14 protein-coding genes and 9 pseudogenes are annotated in these 20,761 nt (G+C 68.2%); 11 read left to right on the top strand and 12 right to left on the bottom strand.

Features of this window, described 5'->3' with window-relative positions:
- Window positions 1–127: 127 nt before the first annotated feature.
- From ACFWBQ_RS36900 to dhaK, 3 genes are read right to left on the bottom strand one after another with little or no spacing between them, the layout of a single operon-like run.
- A complete protein-coding gene (locus tag ACFWBQ_RS36900) occupies window positions 128–538 on the bottom strand; it encodes a PTS-dependent dihydroxyacetone kinase phosphotransferase subunit DhaM (protein WP_385507970.1) in 411 nt (136 codons plus the stop codon).
- Window positions 535–1,152 carry a dihydroxyacetone kinase subunit DhaL gene (gene dhaL, locus ACFWBQ_RS36895; protein ID WP_385507967.1) on the bottom strand — a complete coding sequence of 206 codons (618 nt, stop codon included), beginning with the start codon at window positions 1,150–1,152 and terminating at the stop codon, window positions 535–537. The genes ACFWBQ_RS36900 and dhaL overlap by 4 nt, the downstream gene beginning before the upstream one ends.
- A gap of 37 nt (window positions 1,153–1,189) precedes the next feature.
- Entirely contained in the window at window positions 1,190–2,182 is a 993-nt protein-coding gene (gene dhaK / locus ACFWBQ_RS36890; protein WP_385507965.1) for a dihydroxyacetone kinase subunit DhaK, read from the bottom strand.
- Between the two features lie 515 nt (window positions 2,183–2,697).
- Between dhaK and ACFWBQ_RS36885 the strand changes: the two are divergent.
- Window positions 2,698–3,090: pseudogene (locus ACFWBQ_RS36885) on the top strand (tetratricopeptide repeat protein); the annotation flags it as partial.
- A pseudogene (locus ACFWBQ_RS36880) lies at window positions 3,029–3,322 on the top strand (tetratricopeptide repeat protein); the annotation flags it as partial. The pseudogenes ACFWBQ_RS36885 and ACFWBQ_RS36880, both read left to right, overlap by 62 nt.
- Window positions 3,323–3,347: 25 nt before the next feature.
- Here the strand turns inward: ACFWBQ_RS36880 and ACFWBQ_RS36875 are convergent.
- Window positions 3,348–3,887, bottom strand: coding sequence for a DUF2254 family protein (locus ACFWBQ_RS36875; RefSeq protein WP_385507962.1), 540 nt, complete (start codon window positions 3,885–3,887; stop codon window positions 3,348–3,350).
- A gap of 818 nt (window positions 3,888–4,705) precedes the next feature.
- Window positions 4,706–5,779 carry a mechanosensitive ion channel family protein gene (locus ACFWBQ_RS36870; protein ID WP_385507959.1) on the bottom strand — a complete coding sequence of 358 codons (1,074 nt, stop codon included), beginning with the start codon at window positions 5,777–5,779 and terminating at the stop codon, window positions 4,706–4,708.
- 898 nt (window positions 5,780–6,677) lie between these two features.
- Between ACFWBQ_RS36870 and ACFWBQ_RS36865 the strand changes: the two genes are divergently transcribed.
- Window positions 6,678–8,084, top strand: a complete 1,407-nt coding sequence (locus ACFWBQ_RS36865) for a S1 family peptidase (RefSeq protein WP_385507954.1) — start codon at window positions 6,678–6,680, stop codon at window positions 8,082–8,084.
- 199 nt (window positions 8,085–8,283) lie between these two features.
- Here ACFWBQ_RS36865 and ACFWBQ_RS36860 read toward each other — a convergent pair.
- A pseudogene (locus ACFWBQ_RS36860) lies at window positions 8,284–8,895 on the bottom strand (DNA-binding protein); the annotation flags it as partial.
- Between the two features lie 494 nt (window positions 8,896–9,389).
- Between ACFWBQ_RS36860 and ACFWBQ_RS36855 the strand changes: the two are divergent.
- The gene (locus tag ACFWBQ_RS36855; RefSeq protein ID WP_385507951.1) at window positions 9,390–9,533 is read left to right on the top strand and encodes a hypothetical protein; all 144 of its coding nucleotides are present in this window, start codon (window positions 9,390–9,392) and stop codon (window positions 9,531–9,533) included.
- 168 nt (window positions 9,534–9,701) lie between these two features.
- Here the strand turns inward: ACFWBQ_RS36855 and ACFWBQ_RS36850 are convergent, their stop codons facing one another.
- Both ACFWBQ_RS36850 and ACFWBQ_RS36845 read right to left on the bottom strand, forming a co-directional pair.
- Window positions 9,702–10,442, bottom strand: coding sequence for a spermidine synthase (locus tag ACFWBQ_RS36850; protein ID WP_385507947.1), 741 nt, complete (start codon window positions 10,440–10,442; stop codon window positions 9,702–9,704).
- Between the two features lie 31 nt (window positions 10,443–10,473).
- Window positions 10,474–10,703: pseudogene (locus ACFWBQ_RS36845) on the bottom strand (RNase J family beta-CASP ribonuclease); the annotation flags it as partial.
- Between the two features lie 801 nt (window positions 10,704–11,504).
- On the opposite strand from ACFWBQ_RS36845, the pseudogene ACFWBQ_RS36840 reads away from it, so the two are divergent.
- Window positions 11,505–11,870 (top strand): annotated as a pseudogene (locus tag ACFWBQ_RS36840) (transposase); the annotation flags it as partial.
- Window positions 11,871–11,945: 75 nt separating this feature from the next.
- Here ACFWBQ_RS36840 and ACFWBQ_RS36835 read toward each other — a convergent pair.
- Window positions 11,946–12,080: pseudogene (locus ACFWBQ_RS36835) on the bottom strand (IS630 family transposase); the annotation flags it as partial.
- A 73-nt stretch (window positions 12,081–12,153) separates the two neighbouring features.
- Between ACFWBQ_RS36835 and ACFWBQ_RS36830 the strand changes: the two are divergent.
- Window positions 12,154–12,696, top strand: coding sequence for a dihydrofolate reductase family protein (locus ACFWBQ_RS36830; RefSeq protein WP_351460168.1), 543 nt, complete (start codon window positions 12,154–12,156; stop codon window positions 12,694–12,696).
- On the opposite strand, the pseudogene ACFWBQ_RS36825 reads toward ACFWBQ_RS36830, so the two are convergent.
- Window positions 12,665–13,389: pseudogene (locus ACFWBQ_RS36825) on the bottom strand (transposase); the annotation flags it as partial. The gene ACFWBQ_RS36830 and the pseudogene ACFWBQ_RS36825 sit on opposite strands and share 32 nt — an antisense overlap.
- Before the next feature lie 231 nt (window positions 13,390–13,620).
- Here ACFWBQ_RS36825 and ACFWBQ_RS36820 point away from each other — a divergent pair.
- On the top strand, window positions 13,621–14,076 hold the full coding sequence (locus ACFWBQ_RS36820; protein WP_385507943.1) for a group II truncated hemoglobin: 456 nt from the start codon (window positions 13,621–13,623) through the stop codon (window positions 14,074–14,076).
- A gap of 1,103 nt (window positions 14,077–15,179) precedes the next feature.
- On the opposite strand, the pseudogene ACFWBQ_RS36815 reads toward ACFWBQ_RS36820, so the two are convergent.
- Window positions 15,180–16,402, bottom strand: a pseudogene (locus ACFWBQ_RS36815) (metallophosphoesterase).
- Between the two features lie 163 nt (window positions 16,403–16,565).
- On the opposite strand from ACFWBQ_RS36815, the gene ACFWBQ_RS36810 reads away from it, so the two are divergent.
- The 3 genes from ACFWBQ_RS36810 to ACFWBQ_RS36800 all read left to right on the top strand — a co-directional run bounded on the left by ACFWBQ_RS36810 (window position 16,566) and on the right by ACFWBQ_RS36800 (window position 20,068).
- Window positions 16,566–17,522 carry a hypothetical protein gene (locus ACFWBQ_RS36810; protein ID WP_385507940.1) on the top strand — a complete coding sequence of 319 codons (957 nt, stop codon included), beginning with the start codon at window positions 16,566–16,568 and terminating at the stop codon, window positions 17,520–17,522.
- 234 nt (window positions 17,523–17,756) lie between these two features.
- Entirely contained in the window at window positions 17,757–18,308 is a 552-nt protein-coding gene (locus ACFWBQ_RS36805) for a PadR family transcriptional regulator (protein ID WP_385507937.1), read from the top strand.
- Between the two features lie 35 nt (window positions 18,309–18,343).
- A complete protein-coding gene (locus ACFWBQ_RS36800) occupies window positions 18,344–20,068 on the top strand; it encodes an acyl-CoA dehydrogenase (RefSeq protein ID WP_385507931.1) in 1,725 nt (574 codons plus the stop codon).
- 21 nt (window positions 20,069–20,089) lie between these two features.
- Here ACFWBQ_RS36800 and ACFWBQ_RS36795 read toward each other — a convergent pair whose 3' ends face one another.
- Window positions 20,090–20,467: a hypothetical protein gene (locus ACFWBQ_RS36795; protein WP_385507988.1), complete on the bottom strand. Its 378-nt coding sequence runs from the start codon at window positions 20,465–20,467 to the stop codon at window positions 20,090–20,092.
- Between the two features lie 36 nt (window positions 20,468–20,503).
- On the opposite strand from ACFWBQ_RS36795, the pseudogene ACFWBQ_RS36790 reads away from it, so the two are divergent.
- A pseudogene (locus ACFWBQ_RS36790) lies at window positions 20,504–20,761 on the top strand (glycoside hydrolase family 15 protein); the annotation flags it as partial.

Genomic DNA, 20,761 nt, shown 5'->3' with positions numbered 1-20,761 from the left:
ACCTTTAAAAACCCCCCTTGGGTCGGCGCCTGCGTCTGTTTTTAATACTCCCCCCAAGACTGTGCCCTGACGGGGGGGTTTTTTTTTGGGGGCGCCCCCCCCGCGGGGGGGGGGGCGGCCGGCTGGCTCACACCTTCCGGTAGCCGTACGCGTCCGCGGCGGCCGCCTCCACCGAGGCCAGATCGCCCCCCGCCGATGCGGTCACCAGTGCGGCGACCGCACCCTCGACGAACGGAGCGTCCACCAGTCGGGCACCGCCGGGAAGTTCGTCACCCGCGGCCAGCATGGCCTTCACCGTCAGCACCGCGCTCCCGAGATCGACGAGCAGTGCGACCCCCGCGCCCCTGTCGACCGACCTGGCCGCCTCGGCGATCAGCTCGGCGCTGGTCCCGAGTCCTCCGGCAGAGGTGCCCCCGGCCGCTGCGACGGGGGCGGTCGCCCCACCGGCCGCCAGCTCCTTGGCCAGCTCGACGACGGCTTCGGCCACCGGGCCGCTGTGCGAGACCAGCACGATCCCGACCTGTTTCTCCTCGCTCACGCGTCTCCTCCGCCGCTCGTGTCCGCGGCCTCGGCGAGCGCCGCGACCAGTAGTGCGGCCGATGTTGCGCCCGGATCCTGATGTCCGATGCTGCGCTCGCCCAGATAGCTGGCCCTGCCCTTGCGTGCCTGCAACGGCACGGTGGCCAGCGCGCCTGCCTGTGCCGCGTCCCGGGCCGCCCCGAACGACATCTCCAGCGCTTCGACAGCCGGCAGCAGCGCATCGAGCATCGTCTTGTCCCCGGCCTGCGCACCGCCCAGCTGAGCGACAGCAGCGACGCCCGCACCGAGTGCTTCGACCAGTTGACCGCGTGTCACCTCGGCCGCCTCGCCCAGCGCCTTTCCGGTACGCCGCAGCAGCGTCCCGTACAACGGCCCGGACGCCCCGCCCACCGTCGAGATCAACTGCCGGCCCGAGAGCGTCAGCACGGCCCCGGGCGTTGCGGGCGGTTCCTTCTGCAGCGCCGCGGTCACCGCGGTGAAACCGCGCTGCATGTTGCTTCCGTGATCGGCATCCCCGATCGCGGCGTCGAGATCGGTCAGTCGGCTCGCCTCACGCTGGATGGCCGACGCGGTGGCGGCCATCCAACGACGGAAGAAGTCGGTGTCGAGCACTTGATCTCCTGTTCCCTCACGCACGTCGGGCGGCAGTTCACCGGCCCCAGCGGAGCGCAGATGTCTGCACCGGCGCGTCCCAGAGCCGTAGCATCTCCTCGTCCACCTGACAGAGCGTCACCGAGCAGCCCGCCATGTCGAGCGACGTCACGTAGTTCCCCACCAGCGTACGAGCCACGGCCACGCCCCGCTCGGACAGCACCCGGTGCACCTCGGCATTGAACCCGTACAGCTCCAGCAGTGGTGTCGCACCCATCCCGTTCACCAGGGCCAGCACCGGACCGTTCGGCCGCAGATCCTCCAGCACCGCATGGACCGCGAAGTCGGCGATCTCTCCCGACGTCATCATCGGACGCCGCTCCCGTCCCGGCTCGCCGTGGATTCCGATGCCCAACTCGAGCTCGCCACCGGGGAGATCGAAGGTCGGGCTGCCCTTCGCCGGTGTGGTCACCGCGCTGAGCGCCACCCCGAAACTCCGCGAGGACTCGTTCACCTGCCGTGCCACCGCCTCCACCCGTGCCAGCGGCGCACCCTCGTCGGCGAGTGCACCGGCGATCTTCTCGACGAAAAGCGTCGCACCCGTGCCCCGGCGGCCCGCCGTGAACGTGCTGTCGGTCACCGCCACGTCGTCATCGACCAGGACCCGGGCGACCTGAATGCCCTCCTCCTCGGCGAGCTCGGCCGCCATGTCGAAGTTCAGGACGTCACCTGTGTAGTTCTTGACGACGAACAGCACCCCCGCGCCACTGTCGACCGCGGCAGCGGCCCGTACCATCTGGTCGGGCACAGGGGAGGTGAAGACCTCACCGGGGCACGCGGCGGACAGCATTCCCGGCCCGACGAACCCCGCATGCAGCGGTTCATGCCCGGACCCGCCGCCGGAGACGATCCCCACCTGTCCGGCCACCGGCGCGTCGCGCCGTACGACCAGGCGGTTCTCGACATCCACGGTGAGCTCGGGGTGGGCGGCGGCGATGCCGCGAAGGGCGTCGGCGACGACGGTCTCCGGCACGTTGATGAGCATTCTCAACGGTATCTCCCAGCAAGGCTATCAGAGGGGGCTCTGGCCAGGGTTTTTGCAGGTCAGATGCCACGGCGCGGGTTGTTGGTCTCGGCGGTCTGTGACCCTCAAGGGCGTGTTCTGGCGGGGCTGATGCTGACTCAATGCTGACTTTACTGACGGGTCGTCACTGAATGGTGAAGGCTGGATGGTGGCTGGTCGCCTACGGCGGGATGGTTCGCTGTACGTCCCGTGCATCCTGACGATCGATAGCTGTGAGTGCAACAACACTGCTGGAGCGGGCCCGCATGGCGTGTGTGAGCCGGCGCGGATCGTTCAGACCGCATCCCCAAACGCGATCAGTGTGATCACGTCCTCTGTTGGGCGAACATCTCCGAAGGACCGACGAGCGCGGGACCGATGCTGTCTTGATCACTGGCACGGTACTGCGGTCGTTGCCTTGGCGCCCGGTGGCTGCAAATTGCCAAGCGGTCGGCGAACTGAGCCGGGCCGTACCGCCGTTCGAGTAAAACCCGCGCGTGCGCATGCGCGTCCTTGGTGGCGACCCCCCTGAGACGCTCACCTCGCGCGACAGTCTTGCCTACGCCTTGTTCAGCTCGGGCCGCATTAGCGAGGCCCTACCTATGCTGGAGGCGACACCCGGCGACAGGAAGCGGGTCCTCGGCCCCGACGCGCAGGACGCCATCACGCGCAGCAACCTCGCCACCGCGTACCAGGAGGCTGGCGTGCCTTCCCGCGCCCTGGCGCTGTTCGAGCGAACGCTTCAGGATTGCGAGCAGTTGCTCGGCCCCGACCACCCCGAAGCCCTGGCTGCCCGGCAGAACCTGGCGGGCATCTACAGGGCAACCGGCCGCTATGAGGACGCGCTCGCCTTGTTCGAGTTGCTCTCCCACGAGAACGAGCGACTGCTCGGCCCCGACCACCCGGACACCCTCGCCGCCCGCAGTAACCTGGCCGCCTTTCTGGCCGCCGCTTACTGGGAAAGGGGAGACATCGATCAACAATCTCGCTGGTGCCTATCACCGGGCGTGGCGTTTGGAAGTGGCAATCGCGCTGTACGAGGACACCCGGGCTCGGCGGACTCGCGTACTAGGTTCGCACCACCCAGACGTGCTGGCGTCCCGTAGCAACCACTCCGGCGTGTATCTGGACTCCGGCCGTCGTGAGGAGGCGATCACCCTTTCTCGCAAGTTGCTGAGGCAGTGTGAGGAGACCTTGGGCGAGACAATCCGTCGATCAGGGCACGCGTCACCTGCTGGGCCGTCAGGTTGCCGCCACGGACATCTGCGACGGGTTCGCCGGTGTGGACGGTGGTGCCGACCGGGATTCGCAGCACCACTACGGCGTCGGCACGCGTCGCCGCCGCGACCAGACGACGTAGGTCCAGCTGCTCGACCAAGCTCGTGGGGCCGGGCCAGACCACGGTGGAGCGCACGGGCGGCAGAGAGTAAGGCGTCGTACCGGCAGCGGTTGGGGCGTCGGATTCGGCGCGCGGGTAGAAGGCTTCGAGGACAGCTTGCCCTTGGGCCGCTGTGCTCGCGAGTACGTGCGCAAGCTGGATCGCCCTGAAGGCGCGGAGCTGGAGTGTGCGCATCATGGCGAGCGAGGCCACCGCGCCAGCTCCCGTGGCGGCGGGGACGACCAGAGAAACCGTGGTCTGCGAGCCGATGGTGAGCGTCGCACCGACCGCGAGGCGGCGACCGACACCACTCACTACGGGAAGACCGTCGCCACAGCCTGGGACCGGCTGCACCCGCTACTGGTCCGGCGCTCGGCTTGGGCCGACTACCCCAAAGGAGAGCTACCGGCTCATTGAAGGCACCGTCATCCGCCTTCAGGTCGACCACCTTCGTGGGGACCGCAGTCCCAGGCCGGTCTGGCTGTGGTGGTCGGGCACCGCTGCTACTGCCGGTGACGTGGGCCGGCTCTGGCAGGCGTTTCTGCGCAGATTCGATCTTGAGCACACCTTCAGGTACTCAAGCAGACAATGGGGTGGACCACTCCCAAACTCCGCGAGCCGGCCGCCGCCGACCGCTGGACCTGGCTCGTCATAGCTGCCCACGCCCAGCTCCGCCTTGCCCGGCCCCTCGCAGAAGATCTCCGCAATCCTTGGGAACGGCCCGCGCGCCAAGGGCGCCTCACACCCGCACGCATCCCTCGAGGATTTCGCCGCCTCCACAGGAAGACCCCTCAGCTGGCCGACGCACCGAAATCCACCATTGCAGGCCTCGGCCGACCAACCGGCACGAAGAACAGGCACCCTGCACGTGTGCACCCCGTCGGGAAACAGGGCAGACCAGACCCAGCCACTGTCGTCATAATCAGCACGACTGGATAAACGTCAAGCTTAGCCATCAGCGTCTTCCGCCAGGACGGCCAGACCAACATCGCCGCCGCCCTCCGCCACACCGGCCGCGACTACCTCCGGCCACTACGAACCCTCGGCTTCACGTGATGAACCCGGACAGATCCCGATCACGTAATGACCCTGGGCAGAGGGCGGCCTTGGTAGGACCGCCCCGCCACGATGTTCTACAGGTTCGAAAGGGATCCGTCGCGTTGCGGGGGAATCGCCACGCCGTTCTGCTGGAGGGCGACGGTACGCGCCGGGGAGGGAATGCGGATGCCCTCCACGTGGTAGCGCTTGTGCAGCCGCTTGATGAACTCGTGCTTGATCCGGTATTGGTCGCTGAACTCACCCACGCCCAGGATTACGGTGAAGCTGATCCGTGAGTCCCCGAACGTGTGGAAGCGGACGGCGGGTTCATGCTTGGGCACCGCGCCTTCGACCTCCGTCATGACCTCGGTCACGATCTCGGCGGTGACGCGCTCCACGTGCTCCAGGTCGCTGTCATAGGCCACGCCGACCTGCACGGTGAGGGTCATCTCCTGTTCCGGGCGGCTGAAGTTGGTCATGTTGGTGCTGGAGAGCTGGTCGTTCGGGATGATGACGAGGTTGTTGGAGAGGTTGCGTACGACGGTGTTGCGCCAGTTGATGTCGACGACGTAACCCTCCTCCCCGCTGGTGAGACGGATGTAGTCGCCGGGCTGGATCGTCTTCGAGGCGAGGATGTGGATGCCCGCGAAGAGATTGGCGAGCGTGTCCTGGAGAGCCAGGGCGACCGCGAGACCGCCGACACCGAGGGCGGTGAGCAGCGGAGCTATGGAGATGCCCAGGGTCTGCAGAACGACCAGGCAGCCTATGGCCAGGACGACGACGCGGGTGATGTTGACGAAGATCGTGGCCGATCCGGCGACACCAGAACGGGACTGCGTGAGCGCCCGCACCAGGCCGGTGATCACGCGTGCCGCGGTGATGGTCGCGGCGAGGATGAGCATGACCGTCAGGATCTCGTTGACGGCGTTGTTGACCCGGCCGGTCAGCGGCAGCGCCGCCGCGGCGGCCGCGACTCCGCCCGCGAGCGCCGCGATCGGCACCAGCGCGCGCAGCGCGTCGACGAGGACGTCGTCCCCGCTCCACCGGGTACGGGTCGCGTGCTTGCTCAGCCAGCGCAGGAGGATGCGCAACAGGACGCCCGCCGCGAGCCCGACGGCCATCCAGACGCCCGCGACGATCCAGTCGTGAAGCGTGAGGTCCCGGTTCACCGGCTGCCTGCCGTCGTGCCGGGAAGGGGGCGTACGCCCAATATCTGATGTGTCGTCACCTTGCTGTCACCTGCTGCTCGAGTCCGGGATGTGCGGGGCCCGCCGTAACGACGAGTCGTTGACCGGCGGGGCTCGCTCATCTTGCTACATGCGCAGGGGCGCTTCGCGGCAGGGCCGCTCACGTCGGGCCATCTCCCCACGGGCACCGCCACGCACTTGCACCGCCTGCCAGTGCACTACTGGCGTACGTACTGGGAAGACGGCGTCGGACTCGCATGAGGCTCCCCTTCCGGGGTGGGGGTGAACGGCGTGGAAGGGATGGGCGATGATGTTCGGGAAGACGCAGTCTCGCTCGGTGCCATGGGTCTCGACAACCACGTGAATCACCAGCACTGTGCCTGCTCTGCTCTCCGGGCTCCCCTGCCACGCAACGGACATGGCGCCACGCCATTCATGAAACCGGCGAACCGGACGGTTGACGCCCGTCCCCTCCCATTCCAGAAGTGTCCGCGCGTTCGACCATCACGTCGCTTAAAGCCCCGAAAGGCGACCGCGTCCAGTGCCCCAGCACCACTCGTGTGCCCGACGAGGTGCCGGCGATCCAGCCGTCGAACCGCAGACGTGAACCATTCACAGCGGCAGAGTACGCCTCTGATCCCCTGTGACCTCGCCGGGCCTTAGCTGCGCACTCCACCGGCGGCCGCCCGTAACCTCTTTGACGTGCTGTCAGGAGCGCTGTCAGCAAAAGAATTTCGCACTCGCGATGAGAACAACACGCGCCTCGTGCGTATCCAAGGGCGGACGCGTCCCCCCGGGTGCAACACCAGCAACCGGCTCCGTACCCCCTACAGGAGGCGACGAGTTGAGTCACAGGCGAATAACCAAGCGGAAGGCCGTTATGGCGGGAGCCGCAGCGGTCGGCATTGCCGCGGCCGCCATCCTGCTCCCCCAGGCGTACGCCGGGCAGGACGGCGCCCAGTCCGGCGCGACGGCGCCCCGGACCATGAGCGCGGCTTCCGCCTCGGAGCTCCTCCAGCAGCTCGTAAAGCAGCTCGGCGACTCCTACGGCGGCGCGTACTACGACGCCGGCAAGCAGCAGCTCGTCGTGAACGTCGTGGGCAACGACAACGACATCAACGTGCAGGTCAAGAAGGCCGGCGCGGTGCCGAGAAGCGTCCAGAACAGCGCCGTGAAGCTGACCGCGGCCAAGAACACGCTGTCCCGGAAGGCCACCGTCCCGGGTACCTCCTGGGCACTGGACCCGAGGACCAACCAGGTCCTCGTCACGGCCGACCGCACAGTGGCCGGTGAGCGCTGGGACAAGCTCGAATCGGCGGTGGCGGATCTCGGGCCCGGCGTGGCCCGGATCAAGAGGTCCGCAGGCGAGTTCAAGACCTTCGCCGAAGGCGGCGACGCCATCTTCGGCGGTGGCGCACGCTGCTCACTCGGCTTCAACGTGACCACCCAGGACGGCAGTCCGGGCTTCCTGACCGCGGGCCACTGCGGCGTCGCGGCCGAGCAGTGGTCGGAGGAGGCCGACGGCCAGCCGATCGGCACGGTCCAGGAAGCGGTGTTCCCCGGCGAGGGCGACTTCGCACTCGTGACGTACGACGACCCCGCGACCGAAGCCCCGAGCGAGGTGGACACCGGCGACGGACAGACGGTCGCGATCACCCAGGCGGCCGACGCGGCGGTGGGCCAGGACGTCATCCGGATGGGCAGCACGACCGGACTGAACGACGGCCAGGTCACCGGCCTCGACGCCACGGTGAATTACCCCGAAGGCACGGTGTCCGGTCTGATCCAGACCAACGTGTGTGCCGAACCGGGCGACAGCGGTGGAGCACTCTTCACTGCGGACGGCACTGCGGTCGGCCTCACATCGGGCGGAAGCGGTGACTGCACTGCGGGCGGCGAGACGTTCTTCCAGCCGGTCACCACCGCTCTCGAAGCCGTCGGTGCCCAGATCGGCGACGGCAACGGCGCCGGCGACGGTGCGGAAAACGGCGGCGCCGGTGACGACAACGGCGCGGGCGGAGCGGAGGACGGCGGCGCGGGTGCCGACGGTGGCGCGGACGCGGGTGCCGACGGTGGCGCGGACGATAACGGTGGCGGCGACGCGGACGATAACGGCGGCGACGCCGGTGCTGACGGCGGCGCCGAAGACGGTGAGGACGCGGGTGCGAACGGCGGCGCGGACGACAACGGCGGCGTCGACGCAGGTGCTGACGGCGGCGATGAGGTCGGCGGCAACGACACAGGTGGTGACGCGACCGGCGACGGCGACAGCGCCCAGGTGAACTGAGGCAGCGCCCCCTGGAACCGGAGGGACCAGACCCGCAGCTGGCGGCGGAGCGCAGCGGGACGGGGGAGCGTCGAGTTTGCGGTAGGCGGTGAGCCATGCCCGATGGGTCCGGGCCAGTGTGACTGTGCACCCGAGTTTGCACCGTTCGCCAACTCGGGTGCACAACTGCTCGCCTCGAATCGAATGGAGGACGGACTGGTTACTTCGTGTCGGGTCGGTGTGGCGAAGTGTGTGCCGTGGTGTATCCGACGGTGTCGGGGGGTTCTCCGCGGCGGACCGAGCCGGGGGCGCGGGCGATGGGACGGCGGGGGCCGGTGGCGGAGGACAGTTGCCAGGGGACGCTGGTCACGGTCACCCCGGGGGTGAAGAGCAGGCGGCTCTTGAGCCAGAGGGCGGTCTGGTTGTGGAGGAAGTTCTCCCACCAGTGGCCGACGACGTACTCGGGGATGAAGACGGCGACGACGTCGAGCGGTCCGTCGCGGCGGATGGCGCGTACGTATTCCACCGCTGGTCTCGTGATCTCGCGGTAGGGGGACCGGAGCACTGTGAGCGGGACCTGGATATCGAACTCGTTCCACTGCCTGCGCAGGGTGGACACGGACTCCTGGTCGACCGCGACGGTGAGTGCTTCGAGGTGGTCGGGCCGGAAGGCTCTGGCGTAGGCGAGGGCTCGCAGGGTCGGCTTGTGGAGGGTGGAGACGAGCACGATGGCCAGGACCCGGGTGGGCGGGATGCTGTCCTGCCGCGGGTCGGTCACGGCGAGTTCGGCGGCAGTCCTGTCGTACTGCCGGCGGATGCCCCGCATCATCAGCCGTGAGCGTGTCGAGTCGCTGCCATGCCGGGGATGAGGCGTTGACCGTGCCCTGGATGAGAGAGGGGATTTGGGACCCTGTATCCAGCTGGGGCAGTTCGGCGGCTGCGTAGCGTTCCATGGTTGCCGCAGTGATCCGCTGGGCGAGGTCGCAGACGCGGGGGTCGCCGGGGTCGAGGTTGTGTGCGTGGTCGTAGTCGAGGAAGAGCTGCCGAAGCGCCGGGTCGGCCAGGCTCTCGGCCTGGTCGTGGAACACACCGGTCGCCCTGTCCGGGTGGGTGGCGAACACGAGGATCCACAGGTCGCGTTGCAGGTCCACCCATCGAGGCGTGAATCCCCAGCGGGCCAGGCGCTCCAGATGGGCGCCGACCTCGGTGGGCAGCGGGGACAGATGCCCGGCGGCGAGCTGCCGCAGACGCCCCCCGCGTTGCCCGCATGCTGCGGATGCAGTCGGCGACCTCGATGGGCTGAGCGAGCCGCTGGACGAGGGTTCCATGCGCGCCGGATTCCTGCTCACTCGACGTGCGGTCTCGGCTGGTGACCCGCGCGAGCTGCAGCGGATCTCCGACGCTGGGTACGACGAGGCCGGCAACGAGCTGGACCGGCTGCTGAAGGCGGTCCAGAGGCATCGCCCCTGAAGATCCGATCGGCCGCCGAGGCAGGGGGCGACCGTGCAGGCGCCGGACGTGACCGGTGCGGGATGCCAGGCATAGTGCCGGTCGTGCCGAAAGGCCGGGGCAGAGCTGTGCATGGGGACAGTCCGGTGCGGCGCGGTGTGCGCCGACCGGCGTATCCATGCAGGGCGGTCAGGCTTTTGGTTCCGGGGCGCTGCCCTTGATGGCCACATAGATGGTGTTGGTCGAGGTGCCGCCTCGCAGCGGATTGGGGAACTCCACCACGTGGGCGGCGGCGTTCTGGAAGCCGTTGGCGAGGAGGGAGACGAAGTCGTCGTCCGGCGGGTCGTTGGACCACAGTGCGAACACGCCTCCGGGGTGGAGGAAGCGAGTGAGGGCGCTCAGGCCCGCCGACTGGTAGAGAGCGGCATGGCTCGGGTGCAGCACATGGCGGGGGGAGTGGTCGACGTCCAGCAGAATGGCGTGGAAGAGGCGGCCCTCGGCTTGCGGGTCCAGCCCGCGGCCCTCGCGCACCATGGCGAAGAAGTCGCCCTGCACCAGCCGACAGCGGTCGTCCTTGCCGAGCGCCGTGCCGAGCGGCACCAGGCCGCGCCGGTGCCAGTCGATGACCTCGCCCAGGGTGTCGACGACGACCAGGGAGCGGACGTGGGGCTCCTCCAGCGCGGCGCGCGCCGTGTACCCGAGGCCGAGGCCGCCCACGGCGACATCGAGGTCGGGGTGGTGCGCGAGCGGGGCGAGGCCCAGTCTGGCGAGGGCGATCTCGCCCTCGGTGAAGAGGCTGGACATCAGGAACTCGTCCCCGAGCTTCACCTCGTACACGTCGTCTCCTGACAACGGTTCGCGCCGGCGCCGCAGGCTGATGTCGCCGATCGGTGTGGGCTTCCAGTCGAGTTCCTCGAAGCGGGTGGTCATGTGTGGGTCTCCTCCAGTCGGCGACGCCGTGTCACGCGTCGATGACGACGGGGATGATCAGGGGCTTGCGGCGGTGGGTCCGGAACGCCCAGGATGCGACGGCGCGGGCGATGACCTGTTCCAGCTGGTGCGCGTCTCCGACGCCCTCCGAGGCGGCCCTGGCCAGGGCCTTCTCGATCACGGGGATGACCGGCGCGTGGTGTCGTCGTGGACGAAGTCCGGGGGCTCCGCGAGGGCGCCCGTACCGGAGTCGACGATCGCACGACCTGCCAGGTGGAACGTCTTCGCCTCGGCCAGCGCCCAGGACAGCCCGAGCTGTGGCGGCCCAGGCACGACCGGCGGGTGCGCGGGGGAGAAGGACTGCAGATGCACGCTCGTCATCTGCTGACGCAACTCCCGCAACTGCGCGATGGCCGAGTCGCGTTCCACCTCCTGCTGAGCCCGCTCGGCTTGCCGGCGAGCCCGTTCCAGCTGCGCGCCCGAAGGCGCGGCAGCCCGTGGACGTGAACCGGAGCGTGTGGTGCGACTCGTACTGGTCCGGCGGCGCCCGCTACCCAGTGGGCTGGAGGCGTAGAGGGGCCCCATCCCGGACGAGAGTGTGGTCCGCCCGCCGCCCACATTCACCCTGGCCATCCTCGGCCCGACGGATGTTCGTACCCCTCGGGTCGGGACACGCACGCTCATTCCAGGCACGCCGACGCGAAATCCGAAGCCCATGGGCCTCCCTTCTGAGACGACGAGTCTGTCAGTACCCCGGCTCCGGAACGGGGGATTCGCGGCAGCCCAGGGCATCGAGAATGCGGGGCTTGCCGTGCCGCAACGTGCTTGGGCAAGGTCCTGGGTACTTGGGTTGTGGCCCTGCACTGGGCTCTGACTTGTGAGAGATCGGACGCGTGCGTCCTTTCCGCCTTCGTCGATCACCAGTGCGGGACTTAGCACCACCGGGCTGTTGAGGTGTGTCCCACAGGTAATCATGCCGTGGACTGGGCACTGTCTCACCGCTGACCGCCTTAACGGTCCGGTGGAGAGGGCCCAGGGGCCCGTAGGGGAAGAGGGGGCCGCGTGGCGAGTAGCCCGAGTCCCGGAGAGCCTCCGTCTGCGGATGGCGAGGTCATCCTTGGTGCGGACACGCACAGGGACGTCCATGTGGCGGCCGTGCTCTCCAGATTGGGGGTGGTCATGGACACCCGGTCGTTTCCTTCGACGGCGTTGGGCTGTGGCGAGCTCTGGGAGTGGGCAGGCCAGCTGGGCACGGTGCGCAGGGCTGGGGTGGCGGGGTCCGGCAGCTGTGGGGCAGCTCTATCGCGCTATCTGCTTGCTCGCCGGGTTGAGGTGTTCGAGGTGGGCCGGCCTGATCGCTCAGTTCGTCGACGGCGTGGTAAGTCGGACCCGGTGGACGCGCAGGAGGCGGCACGAGCTGTGCTCAGTGGTCGTGTCCAGTCCCGGGCCAAGGCTGGTGACGGTCCGGTCAGGTGCGGGGACCACAAACGATCAGCGGGTTGGTCACGCGGCCCGGGACTGAGAGCGACCCCGCCGGCGGTGTCGTTCACGCCGTACCCGGGCACGTTCCCGACGCTGCGCGGCCAGCACATCCGGGTGCCGGTTGTTCGCGTTGTGCCACCGGAGATACGCGTGCAACTACCGCCCTCGCCCTCCCCGCCGGCCGAACTATGATTCGGCCTCGGGCTTCCAAAATTCTTGGAGAGTACGCATGAGCGATGTGAGCACCGGCACCGGCAAGGTGGTCGTGAACAGGGCGATGTCGCTGGACGGCTTCATCGCCGGTCCTGGCCACGCGATGGACTGGATCGCCGAGTACCTGACTGCGGACGTGTTCCCGGAGGTCATGGCTGCCACAGGCGCCATGCTCGTCGGCCGGGGCACGTACGAGGTCGCCAAGCGTATGGCCGACCAGGACACCACCTACGACGGGGGAGCACAGTTCGTCCTCACCCACGAGCCTCCCGACGAACCGGACCCTACCGTCACGTTCCTCACCTGTGGGCTTGAGGAAGCCGTTGCCACGGCACGCAGCGCCGCGGGCGGCAAGAACCTGGAGATCCTCGGTGCCGACGTGGCCGCCCAGTGCCTGCAGCGCGGGCTCGTCGACGAGATCCTGGTGTATGTCCTACCGGTGCTGCTCGGCGACGGCGTCCGCTTCTCGCCCTCAAGCCTCGACAGGATCGACCTGGAACCTTTCAGCAACACCCAGTCGGGCGCCGTCACGATGCTCCGGTTCCGCGTGCGAAAGTAGGCGCGGCCCTCAAGCAGCTAGTGCGTTGACCACGGACGTTCGCCGGGTTTGAACAGGCGGCTTTGGCCCGTGGGTGTCCCCAGCGTTGTCGGCGTTCGCTGCGGGCCTTGGCGCGTTCGCGACGTTGTGCGGCCAGGACGTCGGGGTGGCGGGCATTGGCGTTGCGCCACCGCAGGTAGTCCTGGAGCTTGCGGGAGAGCACGGTGTGGTTCGGGTGGTCGGAGCTGCTCATGACGAAGTTGCGCAGGGGTCCGAACTGGGCCTCTCGATTGGGTTGGCCCACGACGCGCTTGTCGGCGTCAGGCACAGCTCGACCTTGTTCTTTTTCGCCCAGATCCGGATCGGCGGGGTCTTGTTCGCCGACAGGTTGTCCGTGATCACCTAGATGGGGGCGCCGTCGGGGCGGGCGGACCGGATCGACTTCAGTGCGGCGAGGCTGTGGTCGCCGCCTTTGCGGCGGCGGGTCACGCCCCACAGCTGGTCATCGCCGAGGCAATAGCAGCCGTGGAAGTACCGGATGCCGTGGGTGCGGTGATACGTGGCCGGCAGCCGATCCGGTTTCCTCTCCTGGGCCCAGCTGGAGCCGTGGCAGGGCCGGATCGACAGCGGTCCGAACTGGTCGAAGGCGAAACACCGGTTCGGAAAACGGCTGGTCACGTGCTCGATGCGGTCGAGTTTGGCGTCCTTGTCGGGTCGCTGAACCGACACTCCGCATCAGTCAGATCCCAAGGCTCATGAGGCCAGCCTGGTCCTAACACCACGCTCAGGTCGGGAGATGCGAGAAGCAGTGCCTGGTGCTCTGATCGTAAGGTTCGCCGGGTTAATGCTCGCAATCGAGTCGCTCGGCGGGTTGAATGCGAAGATAGTCGTGGAAATGAAGCACCGCGAGTAGTCCACCGTGACATCCACCCCAGAAGAGGCGGAATGACCGACAGCACGAAACCTCTGGTCGAGGCCATCGGCGGTCTTGATGCGCTCCGCCGCCTGAGCAACACCTTCTATGACGATGTCCTGGCGGATCCTTTGCTCGCGCATGTCTTTGCCAACTTCGGCCGCACCCATAGCGAGCACGTCGCCGTGTGGCTCGCCGAGGTCTTCGGCGGCCCGACCCGGTTCACTGACGAACTGGGTGGCCACCAGGCTTTGCTGCGCGCCCACCTCGGCCTGTCGATCACCGAGGAGCAGCGCCTGCGCTGGATGGAGCTGATGACAGGTGCTGTCGAGAAGGAACTCCCAGACGACGAACTGCTGCGGTGCCGTGTCATTGAATACTTCGACTGGGGCACCAAGATCGCCCGCGAAGTGTCAGCTGATCCGGTCGGCACCAACGTCGGTGACCCCGGCCCCACGCCCCGGTGGGGCTGGAACGGACTGGCCTGATTCTTTGCCCTCTGCTCTCCGTGTGAAGCACCCTGGGCTCGGTGAACACGTGCGGCAAACGCCCTCCGGTCACAGAAGCTCGGGGCAGAGGCAGCCCGTAGTGCTCACCGATGATCCGGTAGGCGGTCGCAATCCCGTGTCTTCGGACGCATCATCCCGGTAGACGCCATGGGGGAATGCGACGAAACCGGCCTCCGCGCCCAATCGTCGACTGATGGGGTGATCAACGTCCCTGGTGCCGTACTCCCGGAGCATCCAGTCGGTCCTCCCGCCTGTTCGGGCAGGAAGAGGTGGGCGGCGGTGACGAGGGTGACGTGGCGGTGCCAGCCGGTGAATGAGGCGGAAACGCGATATTCCAGTGGTTTCCGGGGAGTTGGGGTGAGCTGGGGCAGGTGATCGAGATGGGCACGCAACTCTGCACGGCCATCAACGCCGCCCGGCGCCCCTGCGTCTCCCTTCCCGCAGTCGGCCCCGGCCGGCTGGTGGTACTGACCGTCGCCGCATTGCATGGGCCTCGACCACGGCTCGGCCTGGACCCGCCAGACCAGGAGCAGACGCCGACGGCGCAGATGGCCGAAAGCTGCTCACACGGTCCGTAGCCCCGCTCTGGTGCGGCGCCTGGTGGGGAGCCCTCTCGTACGGCGTAGTTGATGGCCGCGCCTCACGGTCGGGAGCATGAGGCGCAGCCGCTGATCACCTGCTGGTGCTCCGCTAGATCTCGTCGCGTACGGCACGCAGGGAGCGAACAGCCGGGACCGCCTTTTTGGACAGTGCCTGGATCCGGTCCATGAGGAACCCCAGAAAAGTGACCTGTCCTCGCCCCCCATGGGGAATGCCGCCCAACCCGCGAGTTCCGGCTTCGGAGCAAAGAAACGTTCTTCGCCTGCTGGTAGTGCAGGCATCACCGCGTCGCTGGCCTGCGTAAAACATGGCCACGTATGGCTCGTTGGAGCCGTCGGCCCGGGCATGGTCCGGATCCTGTCCTCAGCGGGACGAGCCTGGTCATCTGTCGACGCAGCCCGGTACAGCGTCGCCACGCCGAGCACCGCGCCCATCCCTCGGCGCGTGCTCTGCTCCAAGCGGATGCGTCGGCCCGTCGAGTGCTACATCGAGGTGGGCGTGTGCGGGGAGCGGAGTACGAGCAGGGTGATCTCGCTGGGGGCGAAGACGCGGAACGGCGGGCCCCAGAAGCCGGTGCCGCGGCTGGTGTAGAGGAGGGTGCGGGGGCCGTGGCGGCTGAGGCCGGCGAGGGCGGGCTGGTCGATGCGGACGAGGTGGTGGAAGGGCCAGATCTGGCCGCCGTGGGTGTGGCCGGAGAGCTGGAGGTCGACGCCGTCGGCTGCCGCCCGGTCGACGAACTTGGGCTGGTGGGCCAGGAGCAGGACGGGCAGGTCGGGGTCGGCGCCGTTCAGGGCTCCGGCGAGGTGGGCGCCGTGGCCTGCCAGGCCGGAGGACTCGGCGGTGACGTCATCCACGCCGGCGACCACGAGAGTGTCGCCTCCGCGTTCGAGCAGCAGATGGCGGTTACGCAGCGGCTCCCAGCCCAGCTCGTCCATCAGGTCGACCCAGCCCTGGGCCTCGCTGTAGTACTCGTGGTTGCCGGTGACGTATACACGGGCCCGGGTGGCCCGCACGGTTCCGAGTGGGGCGGCCTGCGCGCGGCGGCGTTCGGCCGTGCCGTCCGCGATGTCACCCGCGTGGCAGACCAGGTCGGCTTCCAGGGTGTTCACCTTCTCGCATACCTGTGCAGACCAGCGAGTGCGATCGAGGGGACCGTAGTGGGTGTCGGTGATGAGGACGACGCGGAAGCCGTCCAACCCGGCACCCAGCCGTGGGAGTTGCACGTCGAGTCGGCGCACGCGCGCGGCACGCGGCGGGCTTCTGCGTACCCCCAGGTGAGTAGTACGGCGGTTATGCCGAGGACGACCCAAGTGACCATTCGAGCCCGGTCCTGACTCTCGCCGACGCCGGCCACGGTCGGGACGAGCCGCAAAGGGACGCCTAGCAGAATGGACCAGGCGAACAGAACCCAACTGGTGCCCAGCAGGGTGTCACCGACGATCGCCGCCCGGTCCTGCTGGCGGCGGCCGTGGCCGCGCACCATCGCGAGCGGCATGCCGACGAGGCCGAGGGCGAACAGGGCGGTGCCGGCGAGCGTGACGGGCAGCGGCCAGTGCTGGCCGCTGTGAAGGAGCACCCAGCAGGGCACGGCCCACAGCAGGACGGGGGCGATCAGGGGGATGTAGCGCATCAGGCGGTGCAGTCGGCTCTGCCGCGGCGCCTGCGCTTCAGCGTCGGTAGGTCGGGTGTCGCTGGAGTCGGTCACGCTTCCCCTCACAAGCCAGGCTGCCGTCCCGCGCACTGTATCCGGTTGCCCTGGGGCCGGTCGGACCGGCGTTGATGGGTGCGGCCCCTCTGGAAACCGTCACGTCCGCATGCACGGTCATCCGGGCTGTCGGCATATCTGGCTCCGGACACTGGCTCAGCCCGTGACCAGTTCCGAACCCGGCATCACGCCGCTCGGTAGGGGAGACGGCCGGAACCACGAGGGGACCCTGCATCCGGCGGTGCTCTTCCGCCGCTCCGTCGCTGCCGAGCAAACCGCAGGTGGCGGCATGTCCCGCGTTCGTCACAACGCTGGGCGCCTGCCCTGCGTCTGTAAGGGCGAGCGGCAAGATGCTGCCGTGGAGATCGCAAAGCTCGTTCTGGAGTACGTCAAAGCCCTGGCGTGGCCGGTGTTCGCGGCTGTTTTGCTCTGGGTCATGAGGGCTCAACTCAGACACGCCATCGGCCGATTGACGCGTGTGGAAACTCCGGCAGGGAGCGCCGAGTTCGCTGCCGCGGCAGCCGACGTACTCGATGACGCGGAAGAGCTTGCTCTGTCTACGGCCAGCGGTCCGAACGCATTGTCTGTGGTACCGAGGCCAGCCCCCTCCTCTGATGCGGCGGGCAGCGGTGTCGAGCCTGAAGCTGATTCAGGGCCTGACCAAGAACCAAGGACCGATGATCAGGCATCGGAAGACCGGCGGCTGAGGCAGACGGTATTGGAGGGGCTGGAGAGTATGCCCTACCGCCTGGATGCGCCGGGCTTCGAGTCGAGTGTGCCAGGGAAGCGATTCAGGAAGGCGATGCATACTGCATCCGCTACTCCCAGGGCGGCGGTGATCGATGCATGGGGGGCACTCGAAATGTGCTTCCAGGAAGTCATGTGGGCCCGCGGAATCGAGACTGAGGGGCAAGACGCGCCCTTCGTCGGGCCAACCAGACGCAGGCTCATGGCCATCCAAGCTCTGGGGCTGTCCGATGACGCCATGGACGTCTACGCGCGACTACGTCAGTTGCGGAATCGGGCGGTCCATGACGGAGAGGAAGTGACCGTTGCTGCTGCCGAAGACTTCGTTCGCAGCTGCCGGACCATGGCAATCGAGCTGCAACGGTCCGGCTGAGCGGCCGTTGCGGCAAGAGCCGCGAACCTGTCGGCCACACCGGCCTGCTCGCCGGCCTGCGCCACCGGCAACGAGGTCGCGCAGTCGGGCCGGGCCGTCCGACAGTGCGTGTGGAACGGGCAGCAGCCGGGCGGGTCGACCGGTCACGGCGGGTCGCCGTCGTCCCGGAGTGAGGTGTGTCGCACGTGGCCGCGACCCGTTGTTATGCAACTAGTTGCGTAGCAGACTCACCGTATGGCCCTTGAACACGCGATCCTGGTGTCCCTGCTGGAGCAGCCCGGTTCCGGCTACGAGCTGGCGAACCGCTTCGACCGAACCATCGGCCGATTCTGGAGCGCCAGTCACCAGCAGATCTACCGTGTGCTCAAGCGCATGGAGTCCGACGGCTGGGTCGCCGTCGAGGCGGTGGCTCAGCACGGCCGACCGGACAAGAAGGTGTACTCGGTGGCCGGCCCTGGACGGGCCGTGCTCACCGACTGGCTGAGGACGCCTGTCGAGTCCGAGTCGGTTCGGCAGGAGCTGGCCGTGAAGATCCGGGGTGCCGCCTTCGACGATCCGCAGGGCAGGGCCGGACTGCTCGCCGAGGTGGAGCGGCACCGGGAGATCCACGCCGCCATGCTGGAGCGCTACCTGGCCGGGGAGCGCCGTGACTTCCCCGACCCCGAGACGCTGGACACGGGCCAGTCCCTGCAGCACGTCGTGCTGCGCGGCGGTATCGAGTACGAGCGCATGTACCTCGCCTGGCTCGACGACGTCCTCGCGACCCTTCGCCGGATCATCGGCTGACCCTGCAACCTGTAGGCCCCAGAAAGGACCCTCCCATGCCCAGCGAACTGCTCCTCAACCCGCGCACGTACGATCCTGCGCATTTCGACCCGGAGACCCGCCGCCTGTTGAGGGCCACGATCGACTGGTTCGAGACGCGTGGCAAGAAGGCGCTCCTCAGCGACTACATCGACCGCACCTGGTACGCGGACTTCCTGGAGTTCGCCGCCAAGGAGGGTCTTTTCGCCGCTTTCCTCACCCCGTCCGCCAGCGCGGCCGACGACGGGAACAAGCGCTGGGACACCGCCCGCAACGCCGCCCTCAACGAGATTCTCGGCTTCTACGGCCTGAACTACTGGTACACCTGGCAGGTCACCATCCTCGGCCTCGGCCCGGTGTGGCAGAGCGCGAACCCCCAGGCGCACGCCCGCGCGGCGCAGCTGCTCTCCGAAGGGCATGTGATGGCCTTCGGCCTGTCCGAGAAGGGCCACGGCGCCGACATTTACCAGACGGACCTGGTCCTCACCCCGGACGGCAAGGGCGGCTTCCTCGCCAACGGCTCCAAGTACTACATCGGCAACGGCAACGTTGCCGGTCTCGTCTCCGTCTTCGGCCGCCGCTCCGACATCGAGGGCCCCGACGGCTACGTCTTCTTCGCCGCGGACAGTCGCCACCCCGATTACCACCTGGTAAAGAACGTGGTGAACTCGCAGATGTTCGTCAGCGAGTTCCGCCTGGAGGAATACCCGGTGGGCGCCGAGGACGTGATGCACACCGGCAAGGCCGCCTTCGACGCCGCCCTCAACACCGTCAACATCGGCAAGTTCAACCTGTGCGCCGCCTCCATCGGCATCTGCGAACACGCCATGTACGAGGCGGTCACCCACGCCCACAACCGCATCCTGTACGGCAAGCCGGTCACGGCCTTCCCGCACGTGCGCCGGGAATTCACGGACGCGTACATCCGGCTGGTCGCCATGAAGCTCTTCAGCGACCGGGCTGTCGACTACTTCCGCTCCGCCGGCCCCGACGACCGCCGCTACCTTCTCTTCAACCCGATGACCAAGATGAAGGTCACCACCGAGGGCGAGAAGGTCATCGACCTGATGTGGGACGTCATCGCCGCCAAGGGGTTCGAGAAGGACACCTACTTCGACAAGGCGGCCCGGGACATCCGTGGCCTGCCCAAACTGGAGGGCACGGTCCACGTCAACCTCGCCCTGATCCAGAAGTTCATGCCCAACTACCTGTTCGATCCCGCCGAGTACGCGCCCGTGCCCACCCGTCTCGACGCGGCGGACGACACCTTCCTGTTCCAGCAGGGCCCGGCGCGCGGTCTGGGCGCCATCTGCTTCCACGACTGGCGCACCGCCTATGACGCGCACGCCGACCGGCCCAACGTGGCCCGCTTCCGGGAGCAGGCAGATGCTCTGTGCGAGCTGCTGTCCCAGCACGCTCCCGACCGGGCCCAACAGCAGGACCTCGATTTCTCGCTCGTCATCGGCCACCTCTTCGCCCTGGTGGTCTACGGCCAACTGGTGCTGGAGCAGGCTGAGCTGACCGGCCTGGACACCGACGTGCTGGACGAGATCTTCGACGTGCTGATCCGCGACTTCTCCGCCTACGCCACCGAGCTGTACGGCAAGGCCGCCACCACCGACGCGCAGGCCGCCTGGGCCCTGGCCGCCATGCGCCGTCCGGTGGCCGACCCCGAGCGCTGCGCCCGTGTCTGGTCTCAGGTCGAGGCGCTGTCCGGCGCCTACGAGATGCAGTCCTCGTAAGGCGTGTTGCGAAAGTGCTGGTCACAGCCGCTCGTCGAGGGCGGTGACCAGCACGGTCGCTTCGTCGCGGACGGCCGACTCCACAACGGAGCTGCGTCCCCCGTCGCCGAGCGACCAGCCCAGCGCACCCGGCCGGGTCGCCGCTCCCCGAGCGGCCGTCCAGGAGCCCCTCGATCCCGGCGCGGGAGGGCGCTGTCGAGGGTCACCCGTACGTAGCGGGCGGCGCGCCATACCGGCCTCCACGGAGCCTGTTCCGTCACCGGTGCGGCCTGCCTGGACCATGCGGTCGGCCAGGTCGGCCAGGTCGGCCAGGTCGGCCAGGTCGGCCAGGTCGGACCGGGCCCCGGGGTGCTGTTCGGCACCCGCCTGCACGGGCGCGAACAGCGTCAGCATCGACATCGAGCAGGCGCGCCGGGCCCGCCCTGCCGTGGCGGAAGGGTCATGTACGGCATCGACGGCCGCCGCGACCTGCCCGAGCGCGAGCTACCCCATCTCGAGGGCCACCAGGGCTCCGCCCCTGTGCGCGTCGGCAATCCAGCGCGCACTGGGACACGGTCTGCGGTTTGGTCGACTGGGTTTGCGAGAACTGGGACCAGCTCGACGAGGGAATCTGGGAGACGCGTGGCGGGCGCAAGAACTTCTGCTACTCGCGGCTGATGTGCTGGGTGGCGATCGAAAGGGCCATGCGGTTGG

Source organism: Streptomyces sp. NPDC060035, assembly GCF_042736635.1.
Taxonomy (GTDB): domain Bacteria; phylum Actinomycetota; class Actinomycetes; order Streptomycetales; family Streptomycetaceae; genus Streptomyces.
The sequence above is the reverse complement of the archived record's forward strand: the minus strand, read 5'-3'. Positions and strand labels throughout refer to the sequence as shown.

Coding starts and splice junctions, on each gene's coding strand:
- ACFWBQ_RS36865 (WP_385507954.1), top strand. CDS start 6,678: ATGGCGGGAGCCGCAGCGGTCGGCATTGCCGCGGCCGCCATCCTGCTC.
- ACFWBQ_RS36855 (WP_385507951.1), top strand. CDS start 9,390: ATGCGCGCCGGATTCCTGCTCACTCGACGTGCGGTCTCGGCTGGTGAC.
- ACFWBQ_RS36850 (WP_385507947.1), bottom strand. CDS start 10,442: ATGACCACCCGCTTCGAGGAACTCGACTGGAAGCCCACACCGATCGGC.
- ACFWBQ_RS36830 (WP_351460168.1), top strand. CDS start 12,154: ATGAGCGATGTGAGCACCGGCACCGGCAAGGTGGTCGTGAACAGGGCG.
- ACFWBQ_RS36820 (WP_385507943.1), top strand. CDS start 13,621: ATGACCGACAGCACGAAACCTCTGGTCGAGGCCATCGGCGGTCTTGAT.
- ACFWBQ_RS36805 (WP_385507937.1), top strand. CDS start 17,757: ATGGCCCTTGAACACGCGATCCTGGTGTCCCTGCTGGAGCAGCCCGGT.
- ACFWBQ_RS36800 (WP_385507931.1), top strand. CDS start 18,344: ATGCCCAGCGAACTGCTCCTCAACCCGCGCACGTACGATCCTGCGCAT.
- ACFWBQ_RS36795 (WP_385507988.1), bottom strand. CDS start 20,467: ATGTCGATGCTGACGCTGTTCGCGCCCGTGCAGGCGGGTGCCGAACAG.